Below are 13,081 nucleotides of genomic sequence, written 5' to 3'. Positions count from 1 at the left end.
CCAGGCTCACCCCGCGGCGCCGGCGCCGCCACCGGGGCAGCAGGTGCAGCTCCCGCGGGCCGGACCTAGCGTCGGACGATGGGAAGGATCGCCGCGGAAGTGCTCGTCGACCGGCTTGCCGAGTGGGGCGTGGACACCGTCTTCGGGCTCCCGGGTGACGGGATCAACGGGATCATGGAAGGTCTGCGCCGGGCCTCCGACAAGGTCCGGTTCGTGCTCGTCCACCACGAGGAGGCGGCCGCCTTCATGGCGACGGCCCACGGGAAGGCGACCGGTCGGATCGGGGTCTGCCTCGCGACGAGCGGCCCCGGCGGCATCCACCTGCTCAACGGACTGTACGACGCGAAGCTCGACCACGCGCCGGTGCTCGCGATCACGGGCCTGCAGGAGACGAGCGTGCTCGGCACGGGCTACCAGCAGGAGGTCGCGCTCGACCACCTCTTCGAGGACGTCACCGAGTACAACCTCGTGGTCAGCAACCCGGTGCAGCTCCCCGGCGTGGTCGACATCGCGATCCGCACCGCGCTGGCGCGACGCGGCGTCGCCCACCTGACGATCCCGAACGACGTGCAGGTCGCGGACGCCGAGGCGGACCCGTACGAGCACGTGGCGCCCGCGCGGCCGCCGGCCACGTCGCCGACGTTCCTGCCCGCACCGGGCCGCCCGCGCGACGAGGACCTGCGCGCCGCGGCCGCGGTGCTCAACGCGGCGGAGCGGCCCGCGATCCTCGCCGGCCAGGGCGCGTTGCGTGCGCGCGACGAGGTGCTCGCCGTCGCCGACGCGCTCGGCGCGCCGGTCATCAAGACGCTGCCCGGCAAGGCCGTGATCCCCGACGACTCGCCGTTCGCGGTCGGTGGGATCGGACTGCTCGGCACGCGCCCGGGGGAGGATCTCGTCGAGGACTGCGACACGCTCCTGATGGTCGGCACCAACTTCCCGTACACGAAGCACCTGCCCGCACCCGGAACGGTCAAGGTCGTCCAGCTCGAGGCGGACCCGGTCCGCGCCGGGGTGCGGCTGCCGACGGACGTACCGATGATCGGCGACGCCGCGGAAGGCCTCGCGGCCCTCCTGCCGCTGCTCGACCGGCGCACCGACCGCGGCCACCTCGAGAAGTACCAGGCGGCGATGGCTACGTGGCGCGCGGAGATGGATGCGCTCGAGGACGAGACGCGCCGCCCGATCGCGCCACAGCTCGCGGTGGGCGTGCTCGACGACCTCGCGTCCGACGACGCGATCCTCACGTGCGACTCGGGCACGATCGCCACGTGGGCCGCCCGCCACTGGACGATCCGCGGCGACCGCCGGTTCTTCCTCTCCGGCACCCTCGCGACGATGGCGCCCGGCCTGCCCTACGCCAACGCGCTCGCGCTCGCGTACCCCGGCCGCCAGGTGATCGCGTACCTCGGCGACGGCGGCTTCGCGATGCTCATGGCGGAGTTCCTCACGGCGGCTCAGCACCGGCTGCCCATCACGGTCGTCGTCAACAACAACGACTCGCTCGGCCAGATCCTCTGGGAGCAGATGGTGCTCGGCTACCCCGAGCACGGGGTGCGGTTCGGCGAGCCCGCGGGCGACTTCGCCGCGTGGGCGCGCGCCTGCGGCGGGTCGGGCGTCCGCGTGACGGAGCCGGGTGACGTGCGTGGCGCGATCAAGGACGCGCTCGCGTTCGACGGCCCGTCACTCGTCGACGTCGTGGTCGACCCGAACGAGCCCCCGATGCCCGGCAAGGTCTCGTACGAGCAGGCCAAGAAGTTCGCGACCGCGTTCCTCAAGGGCCAGCCGCACAAGGCCGCGATCGCCACGACGCTGTTCAAGGACAAGATCAGCAAGCTCGGCAAGCGGTGACGGCCGGGGGCGAGCGCCGCGCCGCGTCGGGACGCTCGAGCGGGGCGAGTGACCGCGGGCCGCGACGGCCCCCTCAGCAGCCTGCCGTGCTGAACCCGTTCGCCTTGTGCGTGCCGTCGCAGTAGGGCGGGATCGTCGTACCGCCGCACCGGCAGAGCGCGACCGTCCGGCGCCGGCGCGGCACCGGACGGCCTCGGTCGTCGACGATCTCGACGTCGCCGCGCACCACGATCGGCCCGTCCGGGCACGCGACGATGCGAGGCACGGTCGGGACCGCCGGGTCCTCCCGCACGGACGCGCGCGCCCCGTCGGCGGCCGTCATCCGGCGCGCCTCGCCGCCGCCGCGGCGGGTCGCAGCGAGGACTCCCCGCGCTCCCACGCGCCGAGAACGTGCTCGCCCACGAGGTCGTCGAGGTACAGGCACGCCGCGGCACCGAACAGGATGTCGGGCAGCAGCTCCGGCTCGTGCTCGGCGAGCCCCCCGGCGAGGTCGCGGGCCGCGATCTGCTCGTGCACCGCGTCCGCCTCGACGTGCTCGTCGAAGTACTCCGTGGTCGCCGTCCCGTAGCCGTGCCGGCGGAAGCCGTCGCCGTACAGCCGGTTGGGCAGCGAGCTCGTCATCTCGAAGGCCGCCAGGTGCCCCGCGATCGCGCCGCGCAGGCGGCGGTGCAGACCGAACAGCGACATCGCGTTCACGCCCGCGAGCGTCACGGCGGGCACGCGGTCGACGTACGCGCCGAACGTCGCGTCGAGCCCCGCGCCGTGCATGGTCCGCGCGAACAGCTCGCTGTGCATCCGGCCCGGCGTGCCGCCGCCGTACTCGTCCGCCTGGATCTCGACGAGGGCCGCCTTGGCGTGGCCCGCCAGGCGCGGGATCGCCCACGTGTGCGGGTCGGCCTCCTTGAGCTGGTACACGGACCGGTGCACGAGGAACTCGTGGAGCTGGTCGTCGTCGGCGCGCCGTCCGACGTAGCGCGCCACGCTCGGGCCCGGGCCGGGCGCCGTCAGGGCGAACAGCGCGTCCGCCACGGACCGCCCGTCGGCCGCGACATCCGCCGGCACCTCGACCCGATCGCGCAGCGCCTCCTCGAACGCGGCTTCGAGCACGCCGCGCGCACGCAGCAGGTCCGCGTCCCACTCCCACGCGTCGTCGACGCCCGCGACGCCGCGGTAGTGCAGCTCGTAGAGCACGAAGAGGGTGAGCTGGACGTCGTCGTCCGCGAGCAGGTCGCCGGACGCGACGGCGGTGCGCGCCGCCGTCACCAGGGCGGCGCGCACCTCCTCGTCGACCTCGTCGGGCCGCCGGTCGAGCGCGCCCCACACGAGCGCGCCGAGCGGCCCGCGCGGCTGCGGACGGGCCATGCCGGTTCGCAGCCCTGCCGGGACGGTGGCGGTCACGGCCGCCCCGTCGACGAGGGGTCCGGCGGGAACGACGGCGGGAGGTCCGAGCCAGAGCCGGTCTCCTCGGGCTCGAACGTGGACGCGGGGGCCCGCGTCGTGCCGACGCCGGCGCTGCCCGCCGTGCCGGGCCCCGACGCTCCCGCGCCCGACGCGCCGAAGCCGGAGGTGCCGGCGCCCGACGCTCCGAAGCCGGAGGTGCCGGACCCGGGGCCGGTTCCGTCTCCGCCCGACGTCGCGCCTCCCGCGGCGTCCCTGACCTTCTCCTGCGCGTCCTGCGCGTGGTCGACCACGTCGTCCTTCGCGCTCGCGGCCTCGCCCTTGACGTCGTGCGCCGCCTGCTTGGCCGTGTCGCCGACGCGGCTCGCCGCCTCGCGGGCGGGTTCCTTGAGGTTCTGGGCGACGTCCTGGGCAGCCTGCTTGGCCTCGTCGACGAGCGGCTCGCTCTTCTCCTTGACCGTCTGGGCGGCCTGCTGCTCGGGACGCGAGGCCGGGATCAGCGCGGATGCCACCAGCCCGAGGCCGAAGGCGACCAGGCCGGCGGCGAGCGGGCTACCCGCCGTGCGCTCGCGGGCGGCGTCGGGTGCCGACGCGACCGCGTCGCGCGCGGACTCGATCGTGTCGCCCACGCCGTGGGCCGCGTCGTGCGCCGACGACCGGACGTCGTCGGCCGAGCCCATCACGCGGTGGCGCAGCGAGCCGCCCGCGGACCGCAGGCGGTCGCCCTGCCGGTGCAGCACGCGTCCGGGGCTGACCTTGTCGGCCAGCGCGTCCACATCGGAGCTCAGCTCGTACCGCGTGCGCTCGATGTCGGAACGGATCTCGTCCGGGTCGCTGCTCATGAGTTCTCCTCCTCGTGCCCCTGCAGGGCGTGCGGGATCTTCTTGACGGTGTCGGCCGTGCGGGGCAGGCCCTGGACGCGGCGCAGCTCGGTACGGCCGCGCAGGGCCAGCACCGCCGCGACGATCGCCCACAGCACGGCGACGATCACGCCGGACCACCCGAGGCCGACCGGGTCGCCCAGCGCCCACCAGAGCGCGAGCGAGACGAAGATCAGCGCGAGGTGCACGGCGACGCCCGCGCCGCCGAACATCCCCACGCCGCGGCCGGCGTTGCGCGCCGACTGCGTCGCCTCAGCCTTCGCGAGCTCGATCTCCTGCCGGATCAGCGTCGACAGGTCGCGGGTCACGGCCCCGAACAGCTCGCCGGTCGACGCCGAGCTCGTGGTCGTGCGGCCGGGTGCGACCGGATCGGGCCCGGCGGTCATCAGAGCACCTCGCCGGTCGCCGGCCCCGTCGGCGTCGGGGGGAAGGCGGGAGCGCTCGCCGGCGCGGGCCCGGCCGAGGTCGGCGGGAACGCGGGCGGCGGCGTGGCGCCGGGCTGCGCGGTGCCGGTGGCCTGGCGCGTCTCGTCGTACACGGGCTCGGGGCGCAGGCCGTTGCCGGTGCTCGTCGTCGCCGCGGAGCGCTGCCCCCACGACGACCGCTGCGTGGACGGACCGTGGCCCGACGAACCCTGCGACGAGGAGTCCTTCAGCGCCCGCGACAGCCGTCCGACCAGCACGCCCGCGCCGGCCGCGACCAGCAGGAACGTCCCCGGCCGGCGGCGCGCGAACGCGCGCACCTCGTCGAGGACCTCCCCGGGACCGCGCTCGGCGAGCCAGTCGCCGAGGCGCCCGCTCTGCTCGGCGACGCGGCGGACGACCTCCGCGGCGACGCCGCCGTCGGCCGACTGCGCCATCGTGTGCAGGTCGCCCGAGAACGTCCGCATGCCGTCGGCGAGGCGGGACTGCTGGCTCGCGGCCTGCCCGCTGACCTCGCCACGCGTCTGGTCCCACAGCCCGCGCAGCTGGTCCTGCGCCTCGTGCGCGACCTCGCTCGCGGACTCCTTCGCCTGGTTGGCGACCCGCTGGCCCGCGTCCTTCGCGGTGCCGGCGACGTCGCGGGCCTCGTCCTTCGCCGTCTGCGCGGCGGCCTGTGCGGACGAACCCGCACCTCCGGTGCCCGCGCGTCCGGACTGGTCGTACTCGCTCATCGTGCCTCCCGAGGGCTCGACGCCGGGGCGGTCTCCCGCCGGCGCCCGTACAAGACGTACGCATCGAGGTGGTGGGAGAGAGCTCTGGCTCGACTCTCGGGGACGGGGGACGCGGCATCGCGTTCCCGTCACGTCGGCATCGCCGAGACACGAAAGTAAGCAGGTTCCCGTGGGCCCGCCAGCCGGACGGTCGGTCCCCTGGACGCAGCACGGCCCGGCGGCCGATACCGGTTGCGGGCCGCGTGCGCCGTGCGAGGCTGGCGTACACGGTCGGTCTGGAAGCGCGCCGGCAACGGGGCACGCGCCACGGCGGGTGCCCGCCCGGACGGAGCTCCCGATGGCTGACGCCACGACCACCGGGACGCACGGCGTGACGGGCGAGGTCGAGCACGACGTCCGCCCGGCTGTCGAGGTCGACATGGGCTCGACCGACGACCAGGACCTCGACGAGACGCCCGACACCACTGCCGGCACCACCGCGACGCTCGCGGCGCACCTGGTGCACGGCGCCCGCCTGCTGCGCGACCCGCAGTACCCCGCGGGCTCCTGACCCGAACACCCAGAGCGAGAGGACCCCCATGAGCGCGCAGACCTTCCCGGCCCAGCAGCAGACGCCGCCGGGCCTGACGGGCGAGATGCGCCCGCGCCCCGACCACGGCGAGGACAGCTACGTCGGCGCGTCGCGCCTCGAGGGCCGGCGCGCGCTGATCACCGGCGGCGACTCGGGCATCGGCCGCGCCGTCGCGATCGCCTTCGCGCGGGAGGGCGCCGACGTCGCGATCGTCTACCTCCCCGACGAGCAGCCGGACGCCGACGAGACCTGCCGGCTCGTGGAGGACGCCGGCCGACGCTGCGTGCTGGTGCCCGCCGACCTGACGGTGGAGGACGAGGCGCGCGGCGCGGTCCGGACGGCGGTCGACGGGCTGGGCGGCCTCGACGTGCTCGTCAACAACGCGGGCTTCCAGATGGCGCGGCGCGAGTCGGTCGCCGACATCACGAGCGAGGACCTGGACCGCACGTTCAAGACGAACCTCTACGCGCTGTTCTGGGTCACGCAGAGCGCGCTCGAGCACCTGAAGGACGGCTCGTCGATCGTCAACTGCTCGTCGATCCAGGCCTACCAGCCGTCGGAGCCGCTGCTCGACTACGCGTCGACGAAGGCCGCGATCAACAATGTCACGGTCAACCTCGCGGCCGAGCTCGCCGAGCGCGGCATCCGGGTCAACGCCGTCGCGCCGGGGCCGATCTGGACGCCGCTGCAGCCGGCCACGCAGCCGCCCGAGAAGGTCGAGAAGTTCGGCTCCGACACGCCGCTCGGCCGCGCCGGTCAGCCGGCCGAGGTCGCGCACGCGTTCGTCTTCCTCGCGTCCGAGCAGACCGCGTCGTACGTCTCGGGCACGGTGCTCGGCGTGACGGGCGGCAAGCCGGTGTTCTGACGCGAGCGGGATTCGCGCCCGCCTCGAGCGGGGGACGCACGCCGCCCGCACGGCTGACCAGGGTGCTCGCACCCCGATCTGCCGACCGCGCGGCGGGGCATTACTCTCGCAGGAACGCATCGCCGCGGCGGTGCGGCAACGGGTTGAAACAGCAGCCCGCAAGTGCGACCAGGTCGCCCTGAACCTGTGGGGACACCGTGCACGAGCGTGCCACGGCCCGCGTGGGCCATTTCCGAATCAACGCCGAGGACGGCCGGGCCGAGTGGTCCGACCAGCTGTTCGAGCTGCACGGCATGGCGCCGGGCGAGGTCGTCCCGTCGCGCGACGTGCTGCTCTGGCACGTCCACCCCGACCAGCGTGAACGCGTCGACGCGGCGCTGCGCTCCTGCGTGCGTTCGGACCAGCCGGTCGCCTTGTCGTACGTGCTCGTCGACCTCGCCGGTGACGAGCTGATGGTGGACCTGACGGCGGTCGGACAGGCCGGGCCGGACGGCCGGCGCGCCATCGTCGGGTTCCTGCTGGACGCGGGCGTCGCGTTCCGCAGCGCGGTGGCGGCGCAGGTGGACGACCAGCTCCGGCGCGCGGTCGAGTCGCACGCCGTGATCGACCAGGCCAAAGGCGTCCTGATGCTGGTGTACGGGATCGACGGCGAGGCCGCGTTCGAGCTGCTGCGGTGGAGCTCGCAGCAGCGCAACGTCAAGCTGCTGTCCCTCGCCGAGCGGGTGGTGCGCGCGGCCGTGACGGTCGGCGGCCTCGCGCCGGACGTGCGCGCGCAGCTCGACGAGCTGTTCTTCGTCGCGTTCGGCGAGGAGGCGGTCGACCTCGAGATCGCCGCCATGGGCATCGACGTGACCACGGCCGTGCACGACGGCGTGGCCGTGCTGACCGTGCGCGGCACCGTCGACCTTGCGACGGCCGGCACGTTCGCGGCCGCGCTCGCGGCGGCGCCCCGGCCCTCGGGCGGCGTCGTCATCGACCTGCGCGAGGCGTCGCACGTCGGGTCCGCCGGCGTCGCGGTCCTGGCGTCCCTCTCCCGACGCGAACGCGCGCGCGGGTTGCGCCTGCGCATCGTCGCGGCTCCGGGGAGCTCGCTGGCACTGGCGGGCGACGCGCTCGACGTCGTGGAGGCCGCGTCGCGGCCCTGACCCGCGGATGCGACGCTGGTGGCATGAGGGGGATGCCCGCCGGGACCGGGGCTGGCGTGGAGCAGGTCTTCGACGACCTGCCCGTCGCCGCGGCCGCGATCGCGGCCGACGGTCTTCGCGTGGTCGTCGCGAACCGGCAGGCGCGCGACTGGGGCATCGGCGAGGTCGTCGGCGCCTCGGCGGCCGACGCGCTGACCGAGCCCGTCGCGAGCCGCATGCTGCCGCGCCTCGAGGAGGCCGTGCGCACGCGCCACCGCGTCGGGCCGGAGGAGGCGCTGGTCGAGCTGGGCGAGAACCGCACGGAGCTCTGGATCCGGTGGTCGCTGGAGCCGTGGTACGACGCCGACGGCACGTTCCTCGGGGTCCTCGTCCTCGCTTCCGACGTCACCGCGGAGGTCGGCGAGCGCCGGTCGGCGGCGTCGCGCCTCGCGGGGGTGGAGGAGAGCTACGACGTCGCGCGGGGCGTCGTCTCCGCGGTCCAGGGCGCCCTCCTGCCGTCGAGCGTGCCGGTGCTGCCGCGCCTCGACATCGCGGCCACCTATCTCGTCGCCGGGCGCGAGCAGGCCGCCGGGGGAGACTGGTTCGACGCGGCGATCATCCCCGACGGCAGGGTGTCGCTCGTGGTCGGTGACGTGGTCGGGCACGGCGTCGCCGCGTCAGCCGCCATGAGCCAGATGCGCGCGGTCCTCGCGTCGCACCTGCTCGACGGCGAGTCGATCGAGCGGTCGCTCGCGTCGATGGACCGGTACGCGCAGGTGGCCGCGCAGGCGTTCGCGACGACCGTGTGCGTGGTCGTGCTCGATCCCGACACGGGAGAGCTCGACTACGCCACCCGGGGCCACGTGGGGCCTCTCGTGGTCGGTCCGACCGGCGCCCGGAACCTGGAGCCGACGGGCGGCGGCCCGCTGGGCGTCGACGCGACCGGGTCCGTCCAGTCTGCCCGGCTCGGCGAGGACGAGGCCGTCGTCCTGTTCACGGACGGCCTCGTCGAACGGGCCGACCGCCCGCTCCAGGCGGGACTGGAGCGGGTCGCCGCGGCGGCCGAGCAGGCGGTCCGCGGTGCGGTGATGGCGCGCCACGAGACAGCCTCGGTCGCCGAGCGGTTGTGCCTGCACGTGCCGTGGGCGCTCGACGACGGCTACGTCGACGACGTGACGATGCTGGTCGCCGCGCGCCGACCCGCCGTCCCCGACGCGCGGCTCGACATCCCGGCGGTGCCGTCGCGGCTCGCCTCGGTGCGCTCCTGGGTGTCGGCCTGGGCGTCGGCGGCCGGACTCGACGAGCTCGAGTCGATGGTGCTCGTGCTCGCCGCCAGCGAGGCAGCAGCCAACAGCATCGAGCACGGGTACGGCGGTGCGGCCACGGGCGACGTGCGGCTCGAGCTGCGCCTGCGCGGAGCGGCGGTGACGCTGACGGTCGCCGACGACGGCCACTGGCTCAGTCCCGCGCGGGACGTGGCCGACCGCGGGCGAGGGCTCGCCATGGTGTCGGCCGGCGGTGCGCGCGTGACCGTCGACGCGTCGGGCGGCGGCACACGCGTGGAGTTCGAGGTCGACGCGCGGCGGCGCGCGCCCGTTCCTCCGCTCGTCACGCCCCGCGAGGCGCCGCGGCCCGAGGGTGCGGACGTCTCGACGGACGGCGACGGAGTGGTCCACGTGCACGGGGCTCTCGACACCGGCCCTGCGGCCCGTCGCCTCGAGACCCATCTCGACCGCCAGTCGCGCGGCGGCGTGGTACCCGTCGAGGTACGCATCGCGGCCTCGGCGTTCCTCGGCAGCGTGGCCATCCGGGTGCTGGAGCAGCGCATCCGCGGCGGGCAGCGCGACCAGGCGCCGGTCACGCTGCGCGTGCCGCGTGCGTCCGGGCCCGCGCGGACGCTGGCGATCGCCGGTACGCCGTTCGTCGAGGTCTGACGCGGCTTCCGACCATCCTCGGGGCCGCCGATCGCGGTGGGGTGCGGTTGCAGCACCGGTGCTGCTGTCGCACGCTCGACGAGATCGTTCCTCCGGCCAGCCAGGTGGTCCGGCACCGTGCGTCCCGCCCCGAGGAGCCTGTGATGACGACCGACGACATGGACGTGCACGGCAGCGCCACGGCGACCCGCGCCGTCCCGCGCGCGGCCCGCCGGCGGCGTGCGCCCGACGAAGGCGCGCCCGGTTGGAGCTCGTCCGAGCTCGCGCGCGCGGAGACCGCCCTGCGGCAGCTGGGCCGTCGCGACTGCGTGGGTGACACGGACGGGCTCGACGAGCTGCTCGCCGGTGCCACCCAGCAGCTGCTCGCGGCCGACGACGAGATCCGCGTGCAGCGCGCGGCCCTCCGCGGCCTCGCCTCCGAGACCGCCGCGACTGTGCACCGCCGATCGCGCGCCGGCGCGTCGCCGCCCGTGCCGGGCCACAGCACCCACCCAGGCCAGAGCGAGCCGGCGGCCCTGGACGTCGTCGTCGCGGCCGAGCGGGCGCCCGACCTGCTCACCTGGACGGTGCCCGATGCGGGCAGCGTCGAGCGCGGCGACACGGCGCTCGCGCGTGGTCTCGCGGAGATGTGCGGCGTGGCGTCCTCGAGGGGCGGCCGGCACGAGGTTCTCGTCGCGCTCGCGCGGGCGGCGTCGGTCGGGGTGCAGGCGCCGGGTCGACGGCGCTGACGCTCGGCCCCTCAGAAGCGCCTGCGGCTGTCGGGTACGCCGGTGAGCTCGCCGCGAGGCTGGACGCGAACCAGCTGCGCTGCGGCGAGGGGCCCTCGCTGCTCGCCGAGCAGAACGACGACGTGGTCATCAGCGACGACCTGCTCGCGGACGCGCGCTGGCCACGGCTCGCGCGGATCGCCACCGGCACGACCGTGCGCTCCGTGCTCGTGGCGCCCGTGCGCGTCGACGGCCGGCACGCAGGGCTGCTCACCTGCTGCTCCTCAGGCCCCCGGGCCTTCGGACCCGGGCATCGCGACGCGGCCACCACGCTCGCGACCGCGGCGGGCTCCGTGCTCGCGGGGATGTTCGAGCGCGACCGTCTCTCGGCCCTCGCGGTGCACCTCGATCTCGCGCTGGTCTCCCGCCAGGAGATCGACGAGGCGAAGGGGGTCGTGATCGCACAGCGCGGCTGCACGCCGGACGAGGCTTTCGCGCACCTCGCCGAGCTGAGCCAGCGCGAGAACGTCAAGCTGCGCGTGATCGCGCACCGCATCGTGGTCGAGGCAGCCCTGCCCGACGACGTCGCACCGACCCGGTGGCGCGCACACGGTCGACGCGCGACCTGACGACCGGCCGCGCCGACCGCCGTACCGAGCGACCGGGCCGCGGCCGCCCTCGAGCGGATCCCGCCGCAGGCGTCAGAGGCGAGGCGGGCCCGGCCGGCTCACGCCCCACGCTCCTGCGCTGCCCGCACGAAGGCGCCCGGGCGGACCGCCTGCAGCGTCCGCTCGACGGTCGCGAGCTGCGCGTCGGCGCGCGCGCCCAGCGCCGCGAGCTCGACCGCGTCGAGCCCGAGCGGGCCGGACCAGACCTCGAGCGTCGCCCACAGCGACCGCTTCCCGGCGATGCCGGAACGAAGGGCCTCCAGCTCGACGACGGGCGTCAGCGGCGACGTCTGGGCCACGCGTCCGTTGAGCTTGAGCCGCCCGACGCGCTCACCGAGCCGTCCGAGCCAGCGCCGGGGGATCGGCGGCGAGATGCCGAGCCGGCGGGTCATCTCCACGAGCGCCACGCGGTCCGACGCGATGCCGTCGGCGAGCTCGCCGACCGCGCCGCCCCAGGGCTGGTCGGCGTACCGCTGCGCCATCCAGCGCACGCGCGCGGTGGCGGCGTCCGCGCCCGTGAGGTGGTCGCCGAGGTAGACGCGCAGCACCCGGCGGTCGGGGGGCCCGACGGTCGGCAGCTGGCCGACGCGCCGCGCCGACGATTCGGGTCGAGTGCTCATGGGCAGCTCCTGGCCGCTCGGGCGGCCGGTCCGCCGCCGTGCGGTTGGTCGGCGCTGCCCGAGCGTGGCCGTCCGGGTGAACGCGACCGGCACGGCGCCGACTTCACCGCTGGGTTCATGCTGACGCGTCCCGCCGCCCGGCGCATCCCAGCGTGCCGGCCGTTCCCGGCGTGCGACGCGCGGTGGGCGTGCCTACCGTCGAGTCCCCGCTCGGAGCGCTCCGCGAGCGGGCCCTCGGCACCCGACGGAGGAACCATGCCCCAGGACACCCTCGACGTGACGGCCCTCGACCGGACGACGGGCGACCCCGGTCCCCGCGGCGTCGCGGTCGTGACGGGCGGCTCGGGCGGCCTCGGCCGCGCGATCGTCCGACGGCTCGCGGACGACGGCTACGACGTGGCCGTGCTGGCCCGCGGCCGCGACGGGCAGGCAGGCGCCGTGGCCGACGTCGCGGCCCGTGGCCGGCGCGCGCTCGGCGTGCCCACGGACGTCGCACGCCACGCCGAGGTCGAGGCGGCGGCCGACCAGGTCGAGGAGCGGCTCGGTCCGATCGACCTCTGGGTGAACGACGCGATGACGGGCGTGTTCGGCACGTTCCTCGACGTCGAGCCGGACGACTACGAGCGCGTGACGGCCGTGACGTACCTCGGCTTCGTCAACGGCACGCGTGCGGCCCTGCGGCGCATGGTCCCGCGGCGCCACGGCACGGTGATCCAGGTCGGCAGCGCGCTGGCCTACCGGGGGATCCCGCTGCAGGCGGCGTACTGCGGGGCGAAGCACGCGATGGTCGGGTTCACCGAGAGCGTGCGGACCGAGCTGCTCCACGACCACAGCCCGGTGCAGATCGGCATCGTCCACATGCCGGCGCTCAACACCGTGCAGTTCAGCTGGCTCAAGAACCTGATGCCGCACCACGCCCAGCCGGTGCCGCCGATCTACCAGCCGGAGGTCGGCGCGGACGCGGTGTCGCACATGGCGGCGCACCCGCGGCGCGAGATCTGGGTCGGCTCGCCGACGGTCGGGACGATCCTCGGCAACCGCACGATCCCCGGCCTGCTCGACCACTACCTGGGCCGTACGGGGGAGGACGCGCAGCAGACGACGCAGGACCCGCACCACGCGATCGGCGTCAACCTCTACGAGCCGGTGCCGGGCGACCACGGAGCGCACGGCGACTTCGACGACCGCGCGCACGACCGCAGCCCGCAGCTGTGGGCGTCGGAGCACCGTCCGCTCGTGCTCGCCGGCGCCGCGGCCGCGGGCGTCGCCGCGACGGTCGGGATCGTCGCGCGGGTCCGCCGCCGCTGAGGCG

At 75.4% G+C, this 13,081-nt stretch carries 14 protein-coding genes; 8 read left to right on the top strand and 6 right to left on the bottom strand.

Features of this window, described 5'->3' with window-relative positions:
• The first annotated feature begins 78 nt into the window (after positions 1-78).
• Positions 79-1,848: a thiamine pyrophosphate-dependent enzyme gene (locus QRT04_RS02765; RefSeq protein WP_289453358.1), complete on the top strand. Its 1,770-nt coding sequence runs from the start codon at positions 79-81 to the stop codon at positions 1,846-1,848.
• A 73-nt stretch (positions 1,849-1,921) separates the two neighbouring features.
• Here QRT04_RS02765 and QRT04_RS02760 read toward each other — a convergent pair whose 3' ends face one another.
• The 5 genes from QRT04_RS02760 to QRT04_RS02740 are packed head-to-tail and all read right to left on the bottom strand — an operon-like array spanning position 1,922 to position 5,280.
• Positions 1,922-2,170, bottom strand: coding sequence for a CDGSH iron-sulfur domain-containing protein (locus QRT04_RS02760; RefSeq protein ID WP_289453357.1), 249 nt, complete (start codon positions 2,168-2,170; stop codon positions 1,922-1,924).
• Entirely contained in the window at positions 2,167-3,210 is a 1,044-nt protein-coding gene (locus tag QRT04_RS02755) for an iron-containing redox enzyme family protein (protein WP_407653601.1), read from the bottom strand. The genes QRT04_RS02760 and QRT04_RS02755 overlap by 4 nt, the downstream gene beginning before the upstream one ends.
• 32 nt (positions 3,211-3,242) lie before the next feature.
• A complete protein-coding gene (locus QRT04_RS02750; protein WP_289453355.1) occupies positions 3,243-4,088 on the bottom strand; it encodes a DUF3618 domain-containing protein in 846 nt (281 codons plus the stop codon).
• On the bottom strand, positions 4,085-4,513 hold the full coding sequence (locus tag QRT04_RS02745; RefSeq protein ID WP_289453354.1) for a phage holin family protein: 429 nt from the start codon (positions 4,511-4,513) through the stop codon (positions 4,085-4,087). Before QRT04_RS02745 ends, QRT04_RS02750 begins: the two co-directional genes overlap by 4 nt.
• A complete protein-coding gene (locus QRT04_RS02740) occupies positions 4,513-5,280 on the bottom strand; it encodes a hypothetical protein (RefSeq protein ID WP_289453353.1) in 768 nt (255 codons plus the stop codon). The genes QRT04_RS02745 and QRT04_RS02740 overlap by 1 nt, the downstream gene beginning before the upstream one ends.
• 337 nt (positions 5,281-5,617) lie before the next feature.
• Between QRT04_RS02740 and QRT04_RS02735 the strand changes: the two genes are divergently transcribed.
• The 6 genes from QRT04_RS02735 to QRT04_RS02710 all read left to right on the top strand — a co-directional run bounded on the left by QRT04_RS02735 (position 5,618) and on the right by QRT04_RS02710 (position 11,110).
• Positions 5,618-5,830: a hypothetical protein gene (locus QRT04_RS02735; protein ID WP_289453352.1), complete on the top strand. Its 213-nt coding sequence runs from the start codon at positions 5,618-5,620 to the stop codon at positions 5,828-5,830.
• Between the two features lie 28 nt (positions 5,831-5,858).
• Positions 5,859-6,716 carry an SDR family oxidoreductase gene (locus tag QRT04_RS02730; RefSeq protein WP_289453351.1) on the top strand — a complete coding sequence of 286 codons (858 nt, stop codon included), beginning with the start codon at positions 5,859-5,861 and terminating at the stop codon, positions 6,714-6,716.
• Positions 6,717-6,937: 221 nt separating this feature from the next.
• Positions 6,938-7,861, top strand: coding sequence for an ANTAR domain-containing protein (locus tag QRT04_RS02725; RefSeq protein ID WP_289453350.1), 924 nt, complete (start codon positions 6,938-6,940; stop codon positions 7,859-7,861).
• Between the two features lie 23 nt (positions 7,862-7,884).
• Complete coding sequence (locus QRT04_RS02720) at positions 7,885-9,774, top strand: ATP-binding SpoIIE family protein phosphatase (protein ID WP_289453348.1); 1,890 nt, start codon at positions 7,885-7,887, stop codon at positions 9,772-9,774.
• A gap of 143 nt (positions 9,775-9,917) precedes the next feature.
• Positions 9,918-10,502: a hypothetical protein gene (locus QRT04_RS02715; protein ID WP_289453347.1), complete on the top strand. Its 585-nt coding sequence runs from the start codon at positions 9,918-9,920 to the stop codon at positions 10,500-10,502.
• Complete coding sequence (locus QRT04_RS02710; RefSeq protein ID WP_289453346.1) at positions 10,403-11,110, top strand: GAF and ANTAR domain-containing protein; 708 nt, start codon at positions 10,403-10,405, stop codon at positions 11,108-11,110. Before QRT04_RS02715 ends, QRT04_RS02710 begins: the two co-directional genes overlap by 100 nt.
• Positions 11,111-11,208: 98 nt before the next feature.
• Here the strand turns inward: QRT04_RS02710 and QRT04_RS02705 are convergent, their stop codons facing one another.
• Positions 11,209-11,769, bottom strand: coding sequence for a hypothetical protein (locus QRT04_RS02705; protein WP_289453345.1), 561 nt, complete (start codon positions 11,767-11,769; stop codon positions 11,209-11,211).
• Positions 11,770-12,024: 255 nt separating this feature from the next.
• Here QRT04_RS02705 and QRT04_RS02700 point away from each other — a divergent pair, with 255 nt between their 5' ends.
• The gene (locus QRT04_RS02700) at positions 12,025-13,077 is read left to right on the top strand and encodes an SDR family oxidoreductase (RefSeq protein ID WP_289453344.1); all 1,053 of its coding nucleotides are present in this window, start codon (positions 12,025-12,027) and stop codon (positions 13,075-13,077) included.
• The last annotated feature ends 4 nt before the right edge of the window (positions 13,078-13,081 follow it).

Source organism: Cellulomonas alba (genome assembly GCF_030362835.1).
GTDB lineage: Bacteria > Actinomycetota > Actinomycetes > Actinomycetales > Cellulomonadaceae > Cellulomonas > Cellulomonas alba.
The sequence above is the reverse complement of the archived record's forward strand: the minus strand, read 5'-3'. Positions and strand labels throughout refer to the sequence as shown.